Source organism: Subtercola sp. Z020 (assembly GCF_002931235.1).
Classification (GTDB): domain Bacteria; phylum Actinomycetota; class Actinomycetes; order Actinomycetales; family Microbacteriaceae; genus Subtercola.
On record NZ_PSTT01000009.1, the window covers coordinates 115958 to 138321 of the forward strand.

A 22364-nucleotide genomic window follows, 5' to 3' on the forward strand; every position below is an offset into this window, starting at 1 on the left:
GGGCACCGTTGCCCCCGACAACCGGTTTAGCATACGTATGATGTTTAAACCAACCCCCTTCCGTTCTGCAGAACGCCGTCTGCGAGGCGCAGTGTGACGTCCGCGCCGGCCTGCACCCGGGGGTCGTGCGTCGAGATGAGGGCGGTCGTGCCCTCCGTGCGCACGATGGTTCGCAGCAGGTCGAGAATCGCCTCGCCGTTCTCGGCATCGAGCTGGCCCGTCGGCTCGTCGGCGATGAGCAACTGGGGCGTGTTCGCCAGGGCACGGGCGATCGCCACGCGCTGCTGCTGGCCGCCGGAGAGTTCGGCAGGGCGCTGGTCGGCGTGATCCGAGAGCCCGACCAGCTCGAGCAGGTGCCGCACGCGCGACTGCCGTTCGGCGGTGGTCCGGCGTTCCAAGCGCAGGGGCAGGCCGACGTTCTCGGCCGCCGAGAGCATCGGCAGCAGCCCGAAGGTCTGGAAGATGAACGAGATGCGCGTGCGCCGGAGACGGGTGCGCTCGGCCTCCGAGAGCGTCGTGATCTCGTCCCCGCCAATCTGCACCCGGCCGCTGGTGGGCAGGTCGAGCGCGCCGATGCAGTTGAGCAGGGTGGTCTTCCCCGACCCCGACCGCCCCGCCAGGGCCGCGAACGACCCGACGGGAATGTCGAACGTGACGCCGCGCAGGGCGGGCACCTCTCCGGCGGGCGTGGGGTAGCTGCGACCGAGGTTCTGCACGGAGATCATGGCCGGGGTCGTCGCGTCGCTCACCGGGCTCGCCTCGCCCTGCGCGCCGCCGGTCGGGCGGGCGGTCGCGGCGCTTCCGCTTCCGCTGCGGTTGGCGACGCCGCTGCCGGCGCCGAACCGGATTCCGGCGGCGGCGCCACCGGCCACACCCCCAGGTGATCGGGCTCCAGCTCGAGTCGCACCCGACTGCCGAGCCCCAGGGCGCTGCGATACCCGTTCGGCAGTTGCAGCCGCCCGGCCCGGTCGAGCAGCGCGAACTCCTCGGCGACCACTCGCGTCGCTCCGTGCTCGTTCGTCTCCGTGCGCCTGGCCACTTCGCTCGCCGTGCGCCCGTCACGAATGGCGACGGTGCGCTGTACCTGCCCGGCGACCTCGGCATCGTGCGTCACGATCACGACGGTGGTGCCGAAGTTCTCGTTCGCCGAGCGCAACGCTGTGAACACCTCCTCGCCCGTTCGGGCATCCAGCTCGCCGGTGGGTTCGTCGGCGAGAAGCACCTGTGGCCGGTTCGCCAGGGCCACCCCGATGGCCACCCGCTGCTGCTCGCCGCCCGAGAGCTCGCCCGGCCGCCGGTCGGCTTTCGCGCCGAGACCGAGGGAGTGCAGGATGTCGCGGGCCCGCCGGGTGCGGGTTCGTGCGCGAACCCCGGCGTACGCCATCGGCAGCGCCACGTTCTCGGCGGCGGAGAGGTACGGCAGGAGGTTTCTCGCGGTCTGCTGCCAGACGAAGCCGACCGTCTCGCGACGGTAGGCCAGGCGGTCGGCGGCACTCAGCTGCAGCAGATCCCACGAGCCCACTCGCGCCCGCCCGGCCGTAGGGGTGTCGAGACCCGAGAGGATCGAGAGCAGCGTCGACTTCCCCGAGCCGGATGCGCCGACGATGGCGATCATCTCGCCCTCGTCGACGAGCAGATCGAGCCCCTGTAGCGCGAGTACCTCGATGTTCTCCACCTGGAAGATGCGCACGAGGTTGTCGCACACGATCAGGGCCGAGCGGCCGTACTCGGCCCGTTCGGTGAGTGTGGTCATACCGTTCCTCCGATTCGAAGTACACCGATCATGGTGTTGCGGCGCTGGGCCAGCACCTCCGCCAGCACGGCGACCCCGAGCATCCCGAGCGCCGCCCCCGCGAGCAGCAGAACCGCGCCGGGGGAGACGACGAGCCCGGGGGCCGACCGCCCACCGGTCAGCGCGTCGAGGTCGAGGCCCGGGCCGAGCAGCAGCACGATGCCGAAGCCGACCCCTGCGCCGCCGACGATGCCGCCGAGCACCACGGGGAGCAGCTCGACGAAGGCCAGCCACCAGCCGAGGCCGGGCGAGAACCCGATCGTGCGCAGCAGCGACAGCTCCCGAGCACGATCCCTCGAACCGGCGAGAGACGTCGCGACGAGCGCGAGCAGGGCGAGCACTCCGAAGGCGCCGACGGAGGCGGCGAACAGGGTCTGCACGCCGCCCACCAGTGGCAGCGAACGCTGGGCCTCGATCCATCCCGCGCGGGTCTGCACGTCGGCGCCCGGTTCGAGCCCGGCCGTTGCCGCCCGGGCGCCGTTGCCGGTGACGAGCAGCACCGCGCTCGACGACGCCGCGTTCGACGACGCCGCGCCAACGCGCGCGGCCAGCTGGTCGAGATCGACGTAGATGCTGGTGCGGGCGCCGAGCGAGCCGGGAGCTGCCGGCCCCGTTCCGATCACCCGCAGCCGCACGTTCTGCCCTGCCACGTTCACGATGATGTCGTTCGACACGAGCGATTCGGCGAGCTGCGGGTCGACGAGCACGGGAAGCGGTGCGTCAGCGCCGGGGAGACTGGCGTCGGCGGGCGCTGCCGTTGCCAGATCGCCGAACTGCGCCCGCGTGTCGTCGGCGATCCCCCCGCCGCCGGTTCTCGCGCGCTCGACGGCGTCGAGCAGATTTACGTAGTTCTTGTCGACTGCGAGAACGTTCGCGGCCGTGGTCGATGTGCCGAGGTCGACCACGGCCCCCTCCTCGAGCTGCACCAGCGACGCCGCGCTCACCCCCGGCGACGCCGCTACGGCGTCTGCCTCCGCGGCGGAGACGGCGCCCCGGGCGACCACATCGGCGCCGACCGACTGCCACGACGCGTCGACCTGGCCGTCGGCGATCGTCGCGGTGAGCAGCGAGCCGCTGGCCGCCAGCCCGAACCCGATGGTGAGGGCCAGCAACGGCAGCAGCGTGGCACCCCGCAGCGCGCGGGCCGCGCCTGCCGCACCGAGCACGCCGAGCACACCGGGGCTCCGCGCGCCGAGGCGCGCTGCGGCCCAGACGACCAGCGGCACCACCCGCAGCACCACGATGCTCACGCTGAGTCCCAGAAGCAGCGGCGCCGCCGAGATGATCCCGTCGGTCTCCGTCGGTCGGGGCAGCGCCGCGCTCACCCCGCGCCCGCGGAGCGAGGCCACGGCCGCTGCCGTCGCCGCGAGCACGGTGAGTTCCAGAACGAGGCGCCGGGCGGCTGCCTGGGCCGCGACCCGTCGCCTCGCGGCACGGTCGCGCGGTGGGCGGCGGCGGCGGCGGAACGCTCCGCCGAGCTGCAGCGCCTGCACCGGCGTCGCCAGCAGGCTGGCCGCTGCCACGACCACGAGGGGCAGGGTGGGGCTGACGGCGCCCGCGCCCAGGGTCGCTGCAGCGCCGACACCGAGGGCGGCAGCGACCACGGTGAGCAGGGCGCTCTCGACGAGGGCGACCGTTCCCACCGCTCTGAAGGATGCGCCGCGGGCTCGTTCGAGCTGCGTCTCGGGCCCGCGTCGGCGGGCGAGCAGCCGGCCCACGATGACGATGGCGGCCAGCCCCATCCCGACCAGCCCCGAGAGCACCAGCTGCATCTGCGCGTAGCTCGCCCGGAGTTGCCCGATGAACGGTTCGGAGACTCCCGGGAACCCGGAGAAGATTACGAACGGGTAGCCCGAGCCGCCGACGAGCGGCGTGTTGTTGGCCTTCAGCGACCGGATCGACGCATCGACCTCGCCGATCAGCGCCGACGTGAACCGGGAGGAGTCGAGGCGCACCCGCAGCTGCCCGTCGAAGGTCACCGGTGTCTGCAGGCCGAGTCGGCTGAGGGCTGAGGCGCTCGCGAGAACGGTGACCTCGGTGTTCGGTGTCGAACCCGAGAGGGCGAGCGGGTTCTCGAAACCCGGCTCGTCGGCGAAGATGCTCTGCGGGGCGGATGCTCGGGGGTGCCCGACGGCCGCAACACGGATCGCGACCGTCGGTGTCGGCGGTTGCGGCCCCTTCGACACGGCGGCCGGCGGGTTGCCCGAGATCTGCAGCACCGCTCCGGTGGGCAAGCCGGTGCTCGCCGACCCGCGATCGGAGATCACCACGTCGACGGGGCCGGATCCCTCCGGCTGTTCTGCGGTCGTCGGCAGCGTTCCGCCCGCGAGCTCTAGAGCGCCGGCCGCCTCGTCGGTGAGCAGCCCGAAACGGAGGCGGAACGCGGGTGCCGCGCCCGACGCCGCACCCTGGACAGCCACGACGGTCGTCGGCGAGCTCGTCACGGTCGCCGTCGTGCTCCCGAACACCGCGGCGAGCGGAGCGGGCAGCTTCGAGGCCAACCCGTCGGCTACGTCGGCGACGTCTCGTGGGTCGACCGCGGGCGACACCTGGTTCGGGGAGCGGGGCGCGACCGTTGTCGAGACCACCAGATCGGCCTTCGCCCCGCCGGCCGCGACGGCCTGCCGGGCGCCGGCATCTGCGGTGTCGTCGATGAAGCGGGGCGTTGCTCCGGTGAGGAAGAAGACCACCGCCGCGACCAGGGTGAAGGCGACGAGCGTCGGCCAGTCCCGCCGCGCCCGCCGGCGTGCCAGCAGCGGCGCGGCCGCGAGCAGCGACCGACAGCGTCTGCCCACAGCAGCCAGGAGCCCGGCGAGCACGGTCGGCGATGCGAGGTGCCCGAGCCGGGCATCCGGAGCCCTCATTCGGCACCCCCGCGGAGAATGCGTGCCGGGTCGATGCCGCGGCTGAGGGCGGCGACCGTGACGACGACCAGGCCGATACCGGCGACGACCCCCGCGGCCAGAAGGGCGATGCCCGCCCAGGGCAGCACGACGACGACGTCGGGCAGGGGCGGCGCACCGTTCGGCGAGACACCGATCAGCGGAGCGACGAGAAGGCTGAGTGCCACGCCGAGCGCGCTCCCGAGCAGCACACCGAGCGCCGTGAGAATCGCGGATTCCGAGGCGATCAGCGCGACGATCTGCCACCGGGAGACACCGATGGCCCGCAGATGCGCGAGTTCCGAACGTCTGGTTCGAAGGGAGCCCGACGTCTGCAGGGCGAAACCGATCGCGGCGAACAGCACCCCGGCGAGCACGCTGATCTGCAGGGCCGCCGGCGAGGCGATGCGGAGCGGGCCCGTGCTGAGAGAGTCGACGAGGCCCTGGATGCTGCGGGTCGGCGCCAGCGAACCCGTCGCCGGGTGCGTCGCGACGAAAGCGACGGCCTCGTCGGCCGGAACGTCGAGCCACCATTCGTCGACCAGCGGGTCGGAGTACCCCGACTGCGCGAGCGACCGGGCGAGCGAGACCTCGTCGACGACGATGACCGCCGGCGGCCCCGCTGCGTCGCGCGACGGGCCGATGCCGGTGAGCAGGGCGCCACCCGTCGCTCCCGGCGCGAAGGGAACCGAGGCAGCGAGCCTCACCGGCACGGGAATGTTGTCGATCACGATCGTCGCGCCGGTGCCCGGGCCGGGTCGTACGGCGAGGTTCTGGGCGAGGGTGTCGGTGGCGACCGCGGTCACGGTCGTCTGCGGCTTCCAGCCGACGAGGGCGAACCGCGCGCCGCCGGGGTCGATCGCGGAAGGGAGGGAGACGTCGAGCGTCGCGGAGCCCGCCGCCGACGTGGCCGTCGGGGTCGTGCCCCGGGCGACGGAGGAGACGGCGTTCCACTCGGGCGCCTGCGGTTCGAGCGGCGACGAACCGAAGACGGTGGGGTCGGCGGTCGTGCTGAGGGCGGCGAGGCCGGTGACGGTGACGGATGCCGCGACATCCACCCTGACGACCGGCGCGCTGCCGGCCGCGGTCGAGCCGGCTGACTCGTCTGTGCCGGCTGCCCCGTCTGTACCGGTGGCCTCGTCCGGGCCGCCGGTCGGGGCGAACGTCGCCTGGAACCCGACGAAACGGGTCGACGGGCCGAAGCCCGAGCCGGTCGTCGTCGGCAGCAGTGCGCGCACCGGCTGGTCGGTGCCGTCGGCTGCCACAGAGCCGAAGTCGAGCACGCTGACCAGGCCGGCCGCGTCTTCGATGAGCGCCCGTACGCCCACCCCGATGCCCGGGAGGGGTGATGCGGTCGAGACCCGCACGCGGGCTTCGAGGCCCTGGCTGCCGGCGGGCAGGTCGATGCCGGCCGACGGCGGCGCGGCATCGCCGAGCGTCTGCGCAATGGTGCGCCCGCCGAGCGCGGCGAGCCGGTCGCGATCGATCACGCCGCGGGCGGCGTGCGGCAGGCCGAAGACGGTCGCCGGCGGGCCGACGAGCGGCTGGCCCGATGCGCCGGTGGCTCCTGGCCCCGCCACGAGTCCGGCCCGGCGGATGACCGGGAATGCCGCCTGCGCCCCGCCCTCGTCGAGCGCCCCGCCCTGGGCCGCCGCCCGCTCGGGGTCGGCCGTCACCACCACCGGCGCCCCGACAGCGAGTTGCGCCTGGTCGAGCTGGGAGCCGCGCCAGGTGGCGAGGTACGACAGGCTGAACGTGCCGACACCGAGGGTCAGGGCCAGCAGCAGAATGACGGTCGCTGCAGACTGGCTGCGCCTCGCCAGCTGCCAGGAGGCGAGTGCGACGTTCATGCCGCGGGCCGTTCGGGCCACGCGCTCGAAACCCCGCGCGACCAGCGGCACGACGCGGGTGACGAGCAGTGCTCCGGCGAGCAGCACCACGGCGGGCCCGGCCACCAGAAGCGGGTCGACGGCGAGAGAACCGACACCGCGCACGGGCGAACGGTAGAGCGACAACTGCCAGTAGAGCACCGCGGCCACCGCGACGATGCCCACGTCGACCCCGGAGCGCATGATGCTCGATGCTCGGGCCGGCCTCGCCCTCTCCCGTGGAGCATCGGCGAAATCCTGCGAGCGGCCGAACAGGGGCAGCAGCAGCACAGCCACGAAGAGCAGTGCGAGAGCCGACGAGACACCCCACACCGTTCCGTCGGCCGGGAGGGTCGAGCTGCTGCCCGCCGCCCCGCCCGGCACACCGGTGGTGCCGGCCAGTGCCAGGGGCAGCAGCAGTGCGGCGACCAGGGGCCCCGTGACGGCGGCCACGAGACCGATCGCCGCGGCTTCGATGCTCGCCACGGCGAACAGCCGGGGTGCAGAGGCGCCTCGCGCCCGGGCGAGCAGACGGTCGTCCGTGCGCGAGTCGGCGAACAGCCGGGCTGCCTGCCAGAGCGCTGCCACGGCCAGCAGGGTCAGCAGCACGGCGACCACGGCCACGGTCGAGCGGGTCACGGTGAGCCCCGTCGAGATCTGCCTGACCGCGGCCGGCAGGTCGGTCGAGGTGAAGACCTGGGCTGCGACATCCCCCACAGCAGTGGTGAGATCGGTGGTGGTGAGGCGTGCAGAGAGCGCACCGAGCTGCTCGGCTGTGGTGCTCGGGAAGCTCGGCACGAAGTCGAGGTCGAAGAACCGCACCGGGATGGCCGCGGCGTCGAGGGCGCCCGGAGCCACCAACAGCGGACCGATCGCGTCGACCGGAACGAAGAAGGTCACTCCCGGTTTCGGAAAGTCGATGATCTCCCCGGCGCCGTGCAGCGCGTCGTCGGCCCAGAAGTCGTCGGCCGGGTCATCGGCGCGATAGATCCCGGCGACGACGGCGGTCACCGCGGTCGAGCCGACGACCTCGACGAAGGTGCTGCCCACGATCATCCCGTGCGACGCCGCTGCGTTCTGCGGCACGGCCACCGCAACCTGGGGCGGTGCGCCCGCTGTCGCGGGGGTCGGTGGCCCCGGCCACGCACCCGCCGTGAGGGTGGTCTTTCCGGAGATGTCGTCGAATTCGGCGAAGGCGGCGTAGGTGTCGCCGCCGTCGGCGGCAGACCCGGCGATCGTGCCGAAGTCCGACACGGCCGACCCTCGCGAGGCGACCGTTCCCGCGTCGCCGAGCACCCGCCCGACACTGCGCTCAGCCGCCGCACGGGCCTCCTGCAGCGAGACAGAGGGGCGCACCAGGTCGACATCGATGCGCGACTGCACCGCATCGAGCTGCCCGAGCGACGCGCGCACCCCGGTGGTCTCGGCGCTGCCCAGCAGGAGGACGAGCAGCGACATGACCGTGCACGAGAGCACCGCGATGGCGGTCACGACGGCCGCGAGACCCCAGCCGCGCGCGAGCCGGCGGAGAACAACGGTCGACGCCCAACCCCGCATCCCCTGAACCAGCTTTCGTGAAACGTCGTCGGCGAGCGTTCCCCTCCGTCACCGCAGACGCCCCGCCGTCATGCTACCCGCACGCCCGGGGCGCACCCACCGGGGCGCACCCACCGGCGCGCACCCACTGCGGCGCAGCCGTCAGGCCAGCGGCCACCCGGTGTACGCCTCGGCGAGGTACGTCTGGCCCGCCTCCGACTCGACGACGCTCCGCAGCTCGCCGAGCTGGCGGCGGTGGTCGAAGTCGCTGGCGTCGGGGGTGGAGTGCAGCATGCTGGTCATCCACCACGAGAAGTGCTGCGCCTTCCAGATGCGGGCGAGGGCGCGATCTGCATAGCCGTCGATGAGCCGCTCATCCCGCTCGACCAGCAGCGCCCGCAGAGCCTCAGCCAGCAGCACGACGTCGGCGATCGCGAGATTCATGCCCTTCGCACCGGTCGGCGGCACGGTGTGAGCCGCATCGCCGACGAGCGCCACCCTGTCGCGGCGCAGTTCGTGTGCCACGAAGCTGCGAAAGCGGAGCACATCGCGCTGGATGATCGGGCCCTCGTTCAGCGTCGTGCCCGGCACCCGCGCCTGCAGTGCCTCCCAGACCTCGGCGTCGCTCGGCGCCGCGGGGTCGGCCGTCGGGTCGCACTGGTAGTACATGCGCTGCACCTCCGGGCTCCGCTGGCTGATCAGGGCGAACCCTTCCGGCGAATTGCTGTAGATGAGCTCATCGGAGCTCGGGGGCGCCTCGCAGAGAATGCCGAACCAGGCGAACGGGTATTCGCGAAAGTACCCGCCGGCACTCGATCCGGTCACGACGGGGCGCACCACACTTCGGGAACCGTCGGCCCCCACCACGAAGTCGGCGTCGATCACGAGCGGCGAGCCGTCGGCGTTCCGGCCCGCGACCAGTGGATGCCCGGATCCGTCGTCGTCGACACGCTCGACCGTCACGCCGAACCGCAGGTCCTGGCCCGCGCCGAGCCGCAGGGCGAGCAGGTCCTTCAGAACCTCGTGCTGCGGGTACAGCCACACGCTCCGGCCGACCAGCGAGGGGAAGTCGATGCGGTGCCCCTCGCCCCCGAACCACAGTTCGATGCCGTCGTGCCTGTGCCCCACCGTGTCGACGCGGGTCGCCGGATCGATGCGCCGCAGCAGGTCGGCGGTGTTCTGCTCGAGGATGCCGGCACGGATGGTCGATTCGATCTGCTCCCGCGAGCGGGAGTCGACGACGATCGAGTCGATGCCGGCTTCGGCCAGCAGGTGGGAGAGGATGAGGCCGGCCGGGCCGGCCCCCACGATGGCGACCCTGGTGCGTTCGGTGCGGGTGGAGGTGGTGTCGGTCATGGCGTCTCCTTCGACGTGGCTGCTGCCAGTGTGCGAGCGCACGCCCCCTTCAGCTGAGCCATTCCCGATGAATGGGAGCCGCTCTCAGGAGCGGTAGCCCAACGACCGGGCGATGTCGCCGGCCGCCCGGTGCAGCTCCACCACGGCGAAGTCGTGCTCGGCCCCGCGCGGCAGCACCACCGAGAGTGCTGCGATCACGCGCCCGGTCTCGTCGCGCACCGGCGCGGCGATGCCGGTCGAGACCTCCTCGATGTAGCCGGGCGCGATCGCGTGCCCGAGCTGGCGCACCTCGGCCAGCTTGCGGCGAACGGCGGCCGGGTCGGAGAGCGTCGCCCGGGTGAGCGGGGCGAGCCGCGCCGACAGAACCCGCTCCTGCAGGTCGGGCGTGCCGAATGCCAGCAGTACAAGCCCGGAACTCGAGGCGTGCAGGGGAAGGCGACCGGCCACGCGGGTGATGTTCGCGCCGGAATCCGGGCTGCTGAGCCGCTCCAGGAAGAGCGCCTCATCCTGTTCGAGAATGGCGAGCTGGGTGTGTTCCCGCACCCGCGACTGCACGCGTTCCATGAACGGCATCGCGGCCTGCCGCAGGCGGAGCGCGTGCGACGAGCGGGTCGAGAGCTCCCAGAGCCGCATCCCGATCCGAACGCGGCGCTCCTCGTCGCGTTCGAGCAGCCCGGCCTCGACCAGTTCGTTCACGATGCGGTGCGCGGTGGAGCTGGGCAGGCCCGACCGCCGGCCGATCTCCGAGGCCGTCTGCACGGTGCGCGTCGGCGTGAACGTGTCGAGGATGCGCACGAACCGCTCGGTCGCCGAGTCGCCGGTCGGGGAGTTCGCCATGCTCCATGGTCGCACGTCGGCAAGCTCCCTCCCATTCATCGGGAGCGTGTGGTGGAACGACCCACCGATGCACGAACATGGGTGAACGCCGTTCCGAGCCGTCGAAGGAGACACCGTGACCGCACACGCCGCCGTCGCTCCCGAGAAGCTGCTGGCTGCTCCCGACCAGGCCTCGCAGCGGGAGATCAGCGCCGAGATCGGCGAACTGCACGCCCAGCTGCGCCGCCGCGAGCAGGCGGGGGAGAGCATCCGCCCCACCGTCTTCGACTTCCCGGCCTACCGCTCGAGCATTCTGCGCCACCCCACCAAGAACCTCCGGCTCGTCGACCCCGAGACGGTCGAGTTGTTCTCGCCCGCCTTCGGCCAGCGCGACGTCGCCGCGATCGAGAGCGACCTCACGGTCCAGCACGCGGGGCAGCCGCTCGGCGAACGCACGATCGTCAGCGGCAGGGTCACCGATTCGTGGGGCCGGCCCGTGGCGAACCAGCTGGTCGAGATCTGGCAGGCCAACTCGGCAGGCCGCTACATCCACCAGCGCGACCAGCATCCGGCGCCCCTCGACCCGAACTTCACGGGGGCGGGGCGCGCGATCACCGACGAGGCCGGCGAGTACACCTTCGTCACGATCAAACCGGGCCCGTACCCCTGGAAGAACCACGCCAACGCCTGGCGGCCCGCGCACATCCATTTCTCGGTCTTCGGCAGCTCGTTCACCCAGAGACTGGTGACGCAGATGTACTTTCCCGGCGACCCGCTGTTCGCCCTCGATCCGATCTTCAACACGATCTGGCGCCCGCAGGACCGGGACAGCCTGATCGGCGTCTACGACCACGACCTCACGTCACCGGAGTGGGCGACCGGTTACCGCTTCGACATCGTCGTCGACGGGCCGGATGCCACGTGGTTCGAGCCCGAGAACGAGGGAGAGTGACGATGGCCGTTCCCGATCGCACCCTGCGGCCGACGCCCGGCCAGACCGTCGGGCCGTTCTTCGCGTACGGCGTGGAGTACGACCGCATGCACCAGGTCGTCGACCCGTACGCGCCGGGGGCTGTGCTGCTCGCCGGCACGGTGCTCGACGGCGCCGGCGCCCCGGTGCCCGACGCCTTCGTCGAGATCTTCGGGGCAGACACCGACGGCCGCGTGCCGCGGGCGCGGGGGGCGTTCCGGCGCGACGACCACACCTTCACCGGCTTCGGCCGGGCGTTCACGACAGACGACGGTCGCTTCGAGTTCTTCACCCGCAACCCCGGCGCGGCTCCCGGCCGGGCGGCCTTCTTCGCCGCGATCGTCTACGCGCGGGGGCTGCCCGACCGACTGCACACCCGCATCTACCTCCCCGAGAACGCGGCGGCGCTGGCTGCCGACCCCCTGCTCTCGGCGCTCGCGCCCGGAGAGCGCGCGACGCTTGTCGCCGAACGCACCGCCGAGGGTCACCTGCGACACGACATCCGCCTGCAGGGCGAGAACGAGACGGTGTTCCTTGCCTTCTGACGTTGGGCGCTCGACCGTGTTCGACCGGGGTCTGCTCTCGCCCGGTGCGGTGGGTCTGGATGCCGCGGTCTCCGACGAGGCGATGCTCGCCGCTCTGGTGGCGGCCGAACTCGGCCTGGTGCGGGCGTGGTCGGCGGTGGGCGCCCTCGACGCGGCCGAGGCGGAGGCGATAGCAGCGGCATTCGGGGGTAGTGCCGGGGACGGTGCCGGGGGCAGTGCCGGGGACGGTGCCGGGGGCAGTGTCGGGGACACTGCCGGGGACGGTGCCGCCACGGCCGGAATCGACGTGGGCGCTCTCGCCTCGGCTGCGGTCGACGGGGGCAACCCGGTGATTCCGCTCGTCGGGCTGCTGAAGCAGACACTGCCCGAGGCGCTCCGGCCGTGGGTGCACCGCGGTGCGACGAGCCAGGACATTCTCGACACCGCACTCATGCTCGTCTCCCGCCGGGCCGTCGACACCGTGCTGGCCTCCCTCGCCGAGGCCGAGGCGGCGCTCGCCGCCTTCGCGATCGAGCACCGCGACGTGGTGGCGGCGGGGCGCACCCTGGCCCAGCACGCCGTGCCGACCACGGTCGGCGCCCGCGCGGCCGGCTGGCTGACGGGCATCCGGCGGGCCTCTGCCCGGCTGCGGGGGCTGAGCCTGCCCGCCCAGCTCGGCGGTGCGGCGGGAACGCGGGCCTCCTTCGCCGAGCTCTCGCGTCGACAGGCGCTCGGCGATGCTGCGGCGGCGACCCTGCCGACACGCTTCGCCGAAGCGCTTGGCCTCGACGCGGCCGAGACGGTGTGGCACACCGACCGCTGGCCGGTCACCGAACTGGCCGACGCGCTCACCCAGTCGCTGGATGCGCTCGGCAAGTTCGCGGGCGACGTCGTCACCCTCTCGCGCACCGAGATCGGGGAGCTCTCCGCCGGTGCCGGCGGTTCGTCGTCGGCAATGCCGCAGAAGAGCAACCCTGTGGCGGCTGTGCTGATCCGCTCGGCTGCGCTCCGTGCGCCCCAGCTGGCCGCCACCCTGCACCTCTGCGCGACGCTCGCGGCCGACGAGCGGCCCGCAGGCGCCTGGCACGCCGAATGGCCCACGCTTCGCGAGCTGCTGCGGCTCTCCCTCGGGGCAAGCAGCCACGCGGCCCGCCTCAGCCGGGCGCTGCGGGTCGACCGGGACGCGGTCGCGCGCAACCTCGCGGCGACCGGTGGCCTCATCCTCGCCGAGCGACTCTCGATCGTGCTGACCCCGCTCGTCGGCGCCGAGCGGGTCGCCGCCCTCATCGCCGCCGCCGGGCGCGGTGCTGGTGAGACTGCCGCTGCCCGGCCCGGTGCCGACCATCCATCCGCACCCGATACCGCTTCAGCGGGGCTGGCCGCGCTCATCCGCGATCTGCCCGAGGCCGCCGACGTGGACGTCGACGCGCTGCTCGACCCGCGCGCCTACACCGGCGACGCGACGGCAGCGGTCGACGGGGCCACGGGAGGGGCATCCGCATGACCGTTCCCCGTCTCGCCCTGCGGGAGCTCGGCGGCGCTCCGAAGCTCCCCCTGCTCGTGCTCGGCCCGTCACTCGGCACGTCGACAGCGCTCTGGCAGAGCACGGCGCCCCTGCTCGCCGAGCGCTTCCGGCTGCTGGCCTTGGATCTGCCCGGCCATGGCGAGGCGCCGCCGGCCACCGCGGCGTTCTCGGTCGCCGAGCTGGCCGACGCGGTGGTGCGGGCCGTCGACGATGCGATCGGTCCTTCGGCCGGGCCGTCCGGCGACCGTTCCTACCTGTATGCCGGCGTCTCCCTCGGCGGCGCAACCGGGCTCGAGCTGATGCTGCGGCACGGCGGCCGCGTGCGCGCCGCAGCCATCGTCGCCTCGGGCGCCCAGCTCGGCGAACCGGAGGGCTGGCGCGAACGGGCGGCGAAGGTGCGGGCCGAGAGTACGTCGAGCATCATCGTGGCCTCTGCCGCACGGTGGTTCGCGCCTACATCGATGGCCGAGCATCCCCGTCTCACCGGCCGGTTGCTGCACGACCTGCAGAACGCCGACGACGAGTCGTACGCCCTCTGCTGCGAGGCGCTCGCTGAGTACGACGTGCGCGACGGGCTCGGTGCCGTCACCCCGCCGGTTCTCGCGCTCTGGGGCCGGCTCGACGTCGTCGCGCCCGAGGCGAAGGCCGCCGAGATCGCCGCGGGTGTCGCCGACGGCCGGGCAGCGGTGATCGAGGGCGCCGCGCATCTGCCGCCCGCCGAGCAGCCCGCCGCCACCGCGGCCGCCCTGATCGACTTCTTCGAGCACAACAGTGAGGGAACCACGCCATGACCCGAGAAGGGACTGACGGTCTCAGCGACGCGGAGCGCTACGAGCAGGGCATGGCCGTGCGCCGTACGGTGCTCTCAGACGCGCACGTCGACCGTGCCACCGCGGCGACCACGCCGCTGACCGCCGACTGGCAGAACTTCATCACCCGTGTCGCCTGGGGCGACGTCTGGTCGCGCCCCGGTCTCGACCGGCGTTCGCGCTCGATCGCGGTGCTCAGCTCGCTGATCGCGCACGGTCACCAGGAGGAGCTCGCGATGCACCTGCGGGCCGCGCTCCGCAACGGGCTGACCGTCGAGGAGATCGGCGAGGTCATCCTGCAGTCGGCCATCTACTCGGGTGTGCCGGCGGCGAACACCGCCTTCCGCATCGCGAGCAGCGTGTTCGGCGAGCAGGCCGCCGACGCGCCGGGGGAGACCGCGTGATCGACAAGACCGTCGCCGGCGTTCCGGATGCCGTGGTCGGCATCCGCGACGGCTCCACCATCATGATCGGCGGGTTCGGCCGGGCCGGCCAACCTGTCGAGCTCATCGATGCCCTCATCGAGCAGGGCGCGACCGACCTCACGATCGTGAGCAACAACGCCGGCAACGGCGACCGTGGCCTCGCCGCGCTGCTCGCCGCCGGTCGCGTGCGACGGATGGTCTGCTCGTTCCCCCGCCAGCACGACTCGTGGGTCTTCGACGGTCTCTATCGCGCCGGCCGCATCGAACTCGAGATCGTGCCGCAGGGCAACCTCGCGGAGCGCATCCGGGCCGCCGGAGCGGGCATCGGGGCCTTCTTCAGCCCGACAGGGGTCGGCACCGAACTCGCCGCAGGCAAAGAGGAGCGCGTCATCGACGGTCGCCGGTACGTGCTCGAATACCCGATCCGGGCAGACGTCGCCCTCATCTCCGCCTACCGCGGCGACCGCTGGGGCAATCTCGTCTACCGCGAGACCGCCCGCAACTTCGGGCCGGTGATGGCCTCGGCCGCGGTGACGACGGTCGTGCAGGTCGACGAGGTCGTCGAACTCGGGTCGCTCGATCCGGAGTGCGTCGTGACGCCGGGCATCTTCGTCGACCGTGTGGTCGCCGTGACCCCCCGCCGCTGGGTTCGGGATGGCGCATTCGTCGGCGGGGTCGACATCGACGGCGAACCCCTGGCGGTGACCTCGTGACCGGCCTCGGGCGGGCAGAACTCGCCCAGCGCATCGCCCGCGACATCCCCGAGGGCTCCTACGTGAACCTCGGCATCGGGGCGCCGACGCTCGTCGCGAACCACCTGCCCGCGGGCCTCGAGATCATTCTGCACACCGAGAACGGGTTGCTCGGCATGGGCCCCGCTCCCGAGCCGGGGTTGGTCGACCCGGACCTGATCAACGCGGGTAAGCAGCCGGTCACGGCGCTGCCCGGTGCCGCGTACTTCCATCACGCGGATTCGTTCGGGATGATGCGGGGCGGGCACCTCGACGTGTGCGTGCTCGGGGCGTTCCAGGTGTCGAGCTCCGGTGATCTCGCGAACTGGTCAACCGGGGCGCCGGGCGCCATCCCGGCGGTGGGCGGCGCGATGGATCTCGCCAGCGGCGCGAAGAACGTCTGGGTGATGACCGATCTGCTGACCCGCGACGGCGCCTCCAAACTCGTCGCCGAGTGCAGCTACCCGCTGACGGGCGTCGGATGTGTGTCCCGCGTCTACACCGACCGCGCCATCTTCGACGTCACACCCGACGGCTTCCGCGTGCGGGAGCTCTTCGGCGACACCACCCTCGGTGAGCTCGAGCGCCTCACTGCCCTCGACCTGACCTGACTGACCCTGGAAGGCTGACATGACCGCGAGCTTTGTGTACGACGCCGTGCGCACCCCCTTCGGCCGCGCAGGCGGTGCCCTCTCGGGCGTGCGGCCGGATGATCTGGCCGCGGTCGTGATGGCCTCGATCGTGGAGCGCACCGGCGTCGACCCCGGCCTCATCGACGACGTGATGTTCGGGGATGCCAACCAGGCGGGGGAGGACAACCGCAACGTGGGCCGGTTCGGTGCGTTGCTGGCGGGCTTTCCGACGAGCGTGACGGGAACCACGATCAACCGGCTGTGTGCGTCGTCGCTCGATGCGGTCATCCAGGGGTCCCGGGCGATCGAGTCGGGCGACGCGCGCCTGATCCTCACTGGCGGAGTGGAATCGATGAGCCGCGCGCCGTACGTCGTCGAGAAGTCGCCGAAGCCGTGGCCCGCGACCGGCAACCAGACGCTCTGGAACACGTCGATCGGGTGGCGCATGACCAATCCCGCCCTGCCCGCGGAGTGGACCATCAGCAACGGCGAATCGGCCGAGCACATCGCCCGCACCTGTCGCATCGACCGCGAGGCGCAGGACGCGTTCGCGGTCCGCTCGCACCGGCTCGCGGCGGAGGCGTGGGCGTCCGGGGTGTTCGCCGGGGAGATCGTGCAGGTGCCCGGCGCGCCGCTGGCGCGCGACGAGGGTATCCGCGACGGCAGCACGATCGAGAAGCTGGCAGCGCTGAGGCCGCTGTTCGCAGCCGACGGCAGTGTCACGGCGGGCAACTCCTCCTCGATCAACGACGGCGCCTCTGCGGTGCTCGTCGCCGCCGAGGGGGCGCTCGACGGTGAACCATTGGCGCGGATCGCGGGTCGTGCGATGCACGGCGTCGACCCGCAGGACTTCCCGATCGCTCCGATCGAGGCCGCGAACAAGGCGCTCACCCGCGCCGGCCGCACCTGGGCCGATGTCGATGTCGTCGAGCTGAACGAGGCGTTCGCGTCCCAGTCTCTCGCCTGCCTCGCCGGCTGGCCCGACCTCGACCCCGCAAAGCTGAACCCGCACGGCGGTGCGTTGGCCATCGGGCATCCCCTCGGCGCCTCGGGTGGCCGGATCGTGGCCCGCGCCGCCCACGACCTCGCCCGCCGCGGCAGCGGTGTGGCCGTCGTCGCGATCTGCATCGGTGTCGGCCAGGGTCTCGCCCTCGTCCTCGAACGCTGACCCGGCCCGGCCCCCGCCCCAGCCCGGCGCCTCCGAAGACCCGGATCAGACGGCGCTCACGACGCTGCCGCCTCGGCGAGCGACGCGTCGAGGTCGACCGTGAAGGCGGCACCGGTCTTCGACCGCACCTCGTCGACACTCACTCCCGGTGCGACAGCACGCAGCACGGCCGCCCCGCCGTCGATGTCGAAGACCGCGAGGTCGCTGATGATGCGATCGACCACACCCGCTCCGGTCAGCGGCAGGTCGCACTCGGCGACGATCTTCGGGCTGCCGTCTTTGGAGACGTGGTCGGTGATGACGACGACGCGCGGCGTGCCGGCGACGAGGTCCATCGCGCCGCCCATGCCCTTCACGAGCTTGCCGGGGATGGTCCAGTTGGCCAGGTCGCCGTTGCCCGCGACCTGCAGCGCCCCGAGAATGGCGATCGCGACATGGCCGCCCCGGATCATCCCGAAGCTCGTGGCCGAGTCGAAGTAGCTGCCACCCGGAAGCAGGGTGACCGTCTGCTTGCCCGCGTTGATGAGGTCGGCGTCTTCGTCGCCTTCGAAGGGGAAGGGGCCCATGCCGAGCAGGCCGTTCTCGCTCTGCAGGGTGACGCGCACCCCGTCGGGCAGGTGGTTGGCGACCAGGGTCGGGATGCCGATACCGAGGTTCACGTATTCGCCGTCGCGGAGCTCGGCGGCGGCGATCGCGGCCATCTCGTCGCGGGTCCAGGGCATGGTGCTCTCCTTCTCGTCAGGTGACCGCGGTGGGCGGCGTGCTGTCGGCGACTGCGGGTCGCGGCCGGGTGGTGCGCTGCTCGATGGCCTTCTCGCGGGGGGTCGACACGACGAGGCGCTGCACGAAGATGCCCGGCGTGACGATGGCGTTCGGGTCGAGGTAGCCGTCGACGACCTGTTCGACTTCGGCGATCGTGAGCCGACCGGCCGTGGCCACGAGCGGGTTGAAGTTGCGTGCGGTGTGCCGGTAGAGCAGATTGCCTTCCGTGTCGCCCCGCCAGGCGTGCACGAGGGCGACGTCGGCCACGATGCCGCGTTCGAGCACGAAGGTCTCTCCGTCGAACTCGGCGAGCTGCTTGCCCTCGGCGACCGGGGTGCCGACGCCCGTCTTCGTGTAGAAGCCGGCGATGCCCGCACCTCCTGCGCGCAGGCGTTCGGCGAGTGTGCCCTGGGGTGCGAACTCGACGTCGAGCTCGCCGCTCAGGTACTGCTGGGCGAACAGCCTGTTCTCGCCCACATACGAAGCGATCACCTTGGCCACCTGGTGGTTCTCGAGCAGGATGCCGAGGCCCTGGCCGTCGACGCCCATGTTGTTCGAGACGATCGTGAGATCGCGGGCGCCGGTCTCGCGGAGAGCCTCGATCAGGTCGGTCGGGTTGCCCGAGAGGCCGAAGCCACCGACCGCGACGGTGGCGCCGTCGTGCACGGTGTCGGCCATCGCTTCTGCGATGCGCGAGTACAGCTTCGACATGGGCGCTCCTTCGGGCCGATCTGTGTCCACGTGGTGATCCATGCACGGCGTGACTCCGACGCTAGGAGCGGTGGTCCGCGCTGTCAAAGCCCGCTAAGCACATACATGGCAACTGACTCGCACTCTGGATGCGCGACGCGCGTATGCTCACGATATGGACAAGTCAGGTCACCTCGATGGCTGACCCGGTGCGCGGAGCCCAGCTCGTCTCGCGGGTGGGCCGCATCCTGCGAGCCGTCTCCGAGCATCCGGAGGGCCTCACTGCCGCAGCGGCCGCCCACGCCACCGGGTTCACCCGGCCCACCACGTACCGCCTGCTCGCCTCCCTCGCCGCAGAGGGCTTCGTCGACCACGACACCGCACGGGGCCGCTGGTTCCTCGGGCCCGAACTGTACCTGCTCGGCTCGTTGGCGGCCGATCGCTACGACATCACGGAGGCGGCGCGCGAGAGCGTTCGGCTGATCGCGCAGCAGACGGGCGAGAGCGCCTTCTTCTCGGCGCGGCGGGGGTCGGAGACCGTCTGCCTGCTGCGCGAAGAGGGCAGCTTTCCCGTTCGCTCGTTCGTGCTCTTCGAGGGGGTGCGGTTTCCGCTCGGGGTGGCATCGGCCGGGCTGGCCATGCTGTCGTTCCTGCCTGGGGCCGAGGTCGACGACTACCTCGCCGGGGCGGCGCTCACCGAACGATGGGGCCCGCGGCACAGTGCGCCCGAGATCCGCGATCGCATCCGCGCGACGCGGGAGACGGGCTACGCGGTGAATCCGGCCCTGATCCTCGAGGGCAGCTGGGGCATGGCTGCCGCGGTCTTCGATGCGTCGGGTCGACCCGCCTGGGCGCTCTCGATCACCGGGATCGAGTCGCGGTTCCGACCCGAGCGCCAGCCCGAACTGGGCCGGCTGCTGCTCGACCAGGCGCACGAGGTGGGGCGGCGACTCGCCGAACGGTGAGCCTCATCAGTGCACATCGAACCAACTTATGTGCGTATCAGACATAAGCGTGCTACGGTCGTCACTGACCCACCCCCCTGCAGAAATGAGCGACGATGCTTCTCGAACGCGACCTCATCCAGTCCGTCGGATTCCGCAATGTGCGGGAGGGCGACCGGGTGACCGGCTTTCAGTTCCGGCTCCGGATGCCGTCGTACCGCGGCATGGCGGCGTCGTTGATCGACGGGGTGGCGGTGCTGGTCGGTGACCTCGTCGACGTTCCCGCCGACGTACCGCTCTGGACCCTGGGGGGCCAGACCCTCACTCTCGACGGCCTGTGGCAGAGCGAGGGCCTGCGCTGGCAACTCGAAGACGCCGCCGTCGTGACGGTGCCGTTCGAGGGCGGTCTGCCGCAGGGCGTGCACGAGGTCTCGATCGAGCTGCGGTTGCGCATGTCGTACGTGCCGGAGGAGCACCAGCCCTCGGTCTACCGGGTGTCGAAGCACGTCACGCTGACGCCGGAGGGTGGCGCGGGTACCTTCCAGTACGGCGTCTCGCTCTACAGCTTCATGGGGGACTTCGGAACGGTGCTCGACCTCGAGACGGCGCTGGCCGCCGTCGCCGACGTGGGTGCGACGGGTGTCGAGATCCTCGGCGAGGGGCACGTGGCGAACTACCCGGAGCCCAGCACCGCCTGGCGCGACGAATGGTTCCGCCTGCTGGAGAAGTACAGCCTCCAGCCCACCAACTACGGCTCGTGGATCGACACCCGTCTGCACTCGAGCGGGCCGCACGCCCGCCCGATGACCGCCGAGGAGGGCGCCGCCACTCTGCAGCGTGACCTGCGGCTCGCCAAAGATCTCGGCTTCCGCTTCGTGCGTCCGAAGATCGGCGTCGTGTCGGGCGACCTCGTTCCCGACCCCATCTGGACGGAGTCCGTCGAGCGCTCGCTCGACCTCGCACACGAGCTCGATGTGATCATCTGCCCCGAGATCCATTCGCCGACACCCATCCACCACCCTGTCGTCGACGACTACATCGACCTCATCCGCCGCACCGGCACGAAGCACTTCGGCCTGCTCATCGACACGGGCATCTTCCAGGACCGGCCCATCCCGCTCGGCCCGGGCGAGACCCGCGAGACGCGGCCCGCGTTCCTCGACGGCATCGGCGTCGACCCTGCCGACTTCGCCGACGTGGCGGAGTACGTGGTCTTCGTGCAGGCGAAGTTCCACGACATCGACGAGAACCTCGACGACAAGCAGATTCCGTGGCGACCCGTTCTGCAGGCGCTGAAGAACGCCGGCTACACCGGCTACCTGTCGAGCGAGTACGAGGGTGTGCGCGAGCCCTGGCGCTCGATCGAGCAGGTGCGCCGCCAGCACTCCCTCATCCGCAGCATCACCGACACGCTCGACTGAGCCCGATCCACACCAGGAGAACGATCATGCCCAACGGACTCATCGACGACGCCAGCCTGCGAACGCACCCGGAGGGGTTCGCCCTCTTGCTCACCATTCCCTGGTACCGGAGCCTGTGGCTGTCGTCGGTCTCCACGCTGAAGGTCAGCCTCGACGGTCGGGAGATTCCCGAGAGCGACCTGGTCTTCGAGCTCGAGGGCTCCCGGTACACCGTCTCTGAGCTCTCCGCCCAGAGCGAGGTGCTCTGGTACCTGCAGCAGCACCCGCTGCTCATCGTTCACGACGAGCAGCCCCTCGCCGTCGGCGAGCACCACGAGGTCACCGTCTTCGGCGAACTGCGCCTGCCCTACATGCAGATCGCGCCGGGCGCAGACGGCGGGCCGGGGATGTACGTGCCGAACGTCGTGCGGCAGACCCTCGAGCTCGAGGTGCGCGAGTCGGATGCCCCGCATCCCGCTCTCGTGTCGGATGTGACGCCGCCGCCTCCCGCCACCGACGCAGACCCGTTCAAGCTCGGCCTGACGCTCTACTCGGCGAGTGCGGAGTTCCGCGCGGGCTGGTTCGACTTCGAGGGGCTGCTCGACCGCGTGGCGGAGCTCGGCATCGGGCCCGGCGTCGAGATCGTGGCATCTCAGGTACTGCCGACCTACCCGGCGGTCTCCGACGATTTCGTGCGCACCTGGCGGGCAGCGTTCGACAAGCACGGATTCGACGAGAGCTCCTTCGGCGCCAACCTCGACATGGGCCGCCGCCGCGACCGCGACATGACTCCCGACGAGGAGTTCGAGTTCAGCGAGACGCTCTTCAGGGGAGCGAAGCGGCTCGGGTTCCCGCTGGTGCGCATCCAGAGCGCGAAGCCCCAGCTGCTTCGCCGCCTGCTGCCCATCGCCGAGGAGCTCGACCTGAAACTCGCCTACGAGATCCACGCGCCGATGGGGCCGAACGCCCCCGAGATCCTGAAGGTGCGGGAGGTCTACGCCGAACTCGACTCGCCCCTGCTCGGTTTCGTGGCCGACTTCTCGGCCACCATGCACAGCATGTCCCCGACGCTCCTGCGTGCCGTCGAACGGGCGGGCCTCGATGCCCAGGCTCTCGACAGGCTGCAGGCCATCTGGGCCACGGATGCACCGATGCGCGACCGCCAGCAGGAGTTCATCGGCTATCTGCAGGGCCGCGACTTCGACCCCGGTCGGCTCGGCTCGTTCGCGCACCTGGCGTTCAACATGCACGGCCACGTCGCCCCGGCGGAGTGGTCGGACATCATGCCGCAGATCATGCACGTGCATGCGAAGTTCTACGACATCGACGAGAACGGTGACGAGCCGGCGATCGACTACCCCGAACTCGTGCGCGTCTTCGTCGAGGGCGGCTACCGCGGCTACTGGTCGAGCGAGTGGGAGGGGCACGCCTTCGCCGAGATCGGCGAGGTCGATCCGCTGCTGCTGGTTCGGCGCCAGCACGACCTCATCCGCCGCACGATGCGCTCCCTCCAGCCGGCCTAGATCGGCGGTCG

At 71.6% G+C, this 22364-nt stretch carries 19 protein-coding genes; 11 read left to right on the forward strand and 8 right to left on the reverse strand.

The window, feature by feature from the left end; genetic code table 11:
• Nucleotides 1–44 precede the first annotated feature (44 nt).
• From C5B96_RS01440 to C5B96_RS01465, 6 genes are all read right to left on the reverse strand, one after another.
• Entirely contained in the window at nt 45–749 is a 705-nt protein-coding gene (locus tag C5B96_RS01440; RefSeq protein WP_233188926.1) for an ABC transporter ATP-binding protein, read from the reverse strand.
• A complete protein-coding gene (locus C5B96_RS01445) occupies nt 746–1753 on the reverse strand; it encodes an ABC transporter ATP-binding protein (RefSeq protein WP_104242203.1) in 1008 nt (335 codons plus the stop codon). The genes C5B96_RS01440 and C5B96_RS01445 overlap by 4 nt, the downstream gene beginning before the upstream one ends.
• Nucleotides 1750–4656 carry an FtsX-like permease family protein gene (locus C5B96_RS01450; protein WP_104242205.1) on the reverse strand — a complete coding sequence of 969 codons (2907 nt, stop codon included), beginning with the start codon at nt 4654–4656 and terminating at the stop codon, nt 1750–1752. The genes C5B96_RS01445 and C5B96_RS01450 overlap by 4 nt, the downstream gene beginning before the upstream one ends.
• Nucleotides 4653–8099 (reverse strand): ABC transporter permease, encoded by a 3447-nt coding sequence (locus tag C5B96_RS01455; RefSeq protein ID WP_104242207.1) that lies wholly within the window; start codon nt 8097–8099, stop codon nt 4653–4655. Before C5B96_RS01455 ends, C5B96_RS01450 begins: the two co-directional genes overlap by 4 nt.
• 141 nt (nt 8100–8240) lie before the next feature.
• Nucleotides 8241–9434: a 4-hydroxybenzoate 3-monooxygenase gene (locus C5B96_RS01460; protein WP_104242209.1), complete on the reverse strand. Its 1194-nt coding sequence runs from the start codon at nt 9432–9434 to the stop codon at nt 8241–8243.
• A gap of 84 nt (nt 9435–9518) precedes the next feature.
• Complete coding sequence (locus C5B96_RS01465; protein ID WP_104242211.1) at nt 9519–10271, reverse strand: IclR family transcriptional regulator; 753 nt, start codon at nt 10269–10271, stop codon at nt 9519–9521.
• Nucleotides 10272–10386: 115 nt separating this feature from the next.
• Between C5B96_RS01465 and pcaH the strand changes: the two genes are divergently transcribed.
• Genes pcaH through C5B96_RS01505 form a run of 8 tightly spaced genes read left to right on the forward strand, consistent with a single transcriptional unit; the run spans nt 10387 to nt 17034 of the window.
• Nucleotides 10387–11202 (forward strand): protocatechuate 3,4-dioxygenase subunit beta, encoded by an 816-nt coding sequence (gene pcaH, locus C5B96_RS01470; protein ID WP_199176517.1) that lies wholly within the window; start codon nt 10387–10389, stop codon nt 11200–11202.
• Nucleotides 11203–11204: 2 nt separating this feature from the next.
• On the forward strand, nt 11205–11765 hold the full coding sequence (gene pcaG / locus C5B96_RS01475; RefSeq protein ID WP_104242213.1) for a protocatechuate 3,4-dioxygenase subunit alpha: 561 nt from the start codon (nt 11205–11207) through the stop codon (nt 11763–11765).
• A complete protein-coding gene (locus tag C5B96_RS01480) occupies nt 11755–13248 on the forward strand; it encodes a lyase family protein (protein WP_233188927.1) in 1494 nt (497 codons plus the stop codon). Before pcaG ends, C5B96_RS01480 begins: the two co-directional genes overlap by 11 nt.
• On the forward strand, nt 13245–14060 hold the full coding sequence (locus C5B96_RS01485; protein ID WP_104242215.1) for an alpha/beta fold hydrolase: 816 nt from the start codon (nt 13245–13247) through the stop codon (nt 14058–14060). Before C5B96_RS01480 ends, C5B96_RS01485 begins: the two co-directional genes overlap by 4 nt.
• Nucleotides 14057–14482: a 4-carboxymuconolactone decarboxylase gene (gene pcaC, locus C5B96_RS01490; protein WP_104242217.1), complete on the forward strand. Its 426-nt coding sequence runs from the start codon at nt 14057–14059 to the stop codon at nt 14480–14482. Before C5B96_RS01485 ends, pcaC begins: the two co-directional genes overlap by 4 nt.
• The gene (locus tag C5B96_RS01495) at nt 14479–15216 is read left to right on the forward strand and encodes a 3-oxoacid CoA-transferase subunit A (protein ID WP_104242219.1); all 738 of its coding nucleotides are present in this window, start codon (nt 14479–14481) and stop codon (nt 15214–15216) included. Before pcaC ends, C5B96_RS01495 begins: the two co-directional genes overlap by 4 nt.
• On the forward strand, nt 15213–15845 hold the full coding sequence (locus C5B96_RS01500; RefSeq protein ID WP_104242220.1) for a 3-oxoacid CoA-transferase subunit B: 633 nt from the start codon (nt 15213–15215) through the stop codon (nt 15843–15845). Before C5B96_RS01495 ends, C5B96_RS01500 begins: the two co-directional genes overlap by 4 nt.
• Before the next feature lie 19 nt (nt 15846–15864).
• Nucleotides 15865–17034: a thiolase family protein gene (locus C5B96_RS01505; protein WP_104242222.1), complete on the forward strand. Its 1170-nt coding sequence runs from the start codon at nt 15865–15867 to the stop codon at nt 17032–17034.
• Nucleotides 17035–17090: 56 nt separating this feature from the next.
• Here the strand turns inward: C5B96_RS01505 and C5B96_RS01510 are convergent, their stop codons facing one another.
• On the reverse strand, nt 17091–17756 hold the full coding sequence (locus tag C5B96_RS01510) for a CoA transferase subunit B (protein ID WP_104242224.1): 666 nt from the start codon (nt 17754–17756) through the stop codon (nt 17091–17093).
• Nucleotides 17757–17772: 16 nt separating this feature from the next.
• Entirely contained in the window at nt 17773–18507 is a 735-nt protein-coding gene (locus C5B96_RS01515; protein WP_104242226.1) for a CoA transferase subunit A, read from the reverse strand.
• Nucleotides 18508–18683: 176 nt separating this feature from the next.
• On the opposite strand from C5B96_RS01515, the gene C5B96_RS01520 reads away from it, so the two are divergent.
• The 3 genes from C5B96_RS01520 (at nt 18684) to C5B96_RS01530 (ending at nt 22353) form a co-directional block, all read left to right on the forward strand.
• Nucleotides 18684–19451: an IclR family transcriptional regulator gene (locus C5B96_RS01520; protein ID WP_104242228.1), complete on the forward strand. Its 768-nt coding sequence runs from the start codon at nt 18684–18686 to the stop codon at nt 19449–19451.
• A gap of 95 nt (nt 19452–19546) precedes the next feature.
• Nucleotides 19547–20851 carry a DUF6379 domain-containing protein gene (locus C5B96_RS01525; protein WP_104242230.1) on the forward strand — a complete coding sequence of 435 codons (1305 nt, stop codon included), beginning with the start codon at nt 19547–19549 and terminating at the stop codon, nt 20849–20851.
• Nucleotides 20852–20877: 26 nt separating this feature from the next.
• A complete protein-coding gene (locus C5B96_RS01530; protein ID WP_104242232.1) occupies nt 20878–22353 on the forward strand; it encodes a DUF6379 domain-containing protein in 1476 nt (491 codons plus the stop codon).
• Nucleotides 22354–22364: the final 11 nt, after the last annotated feature.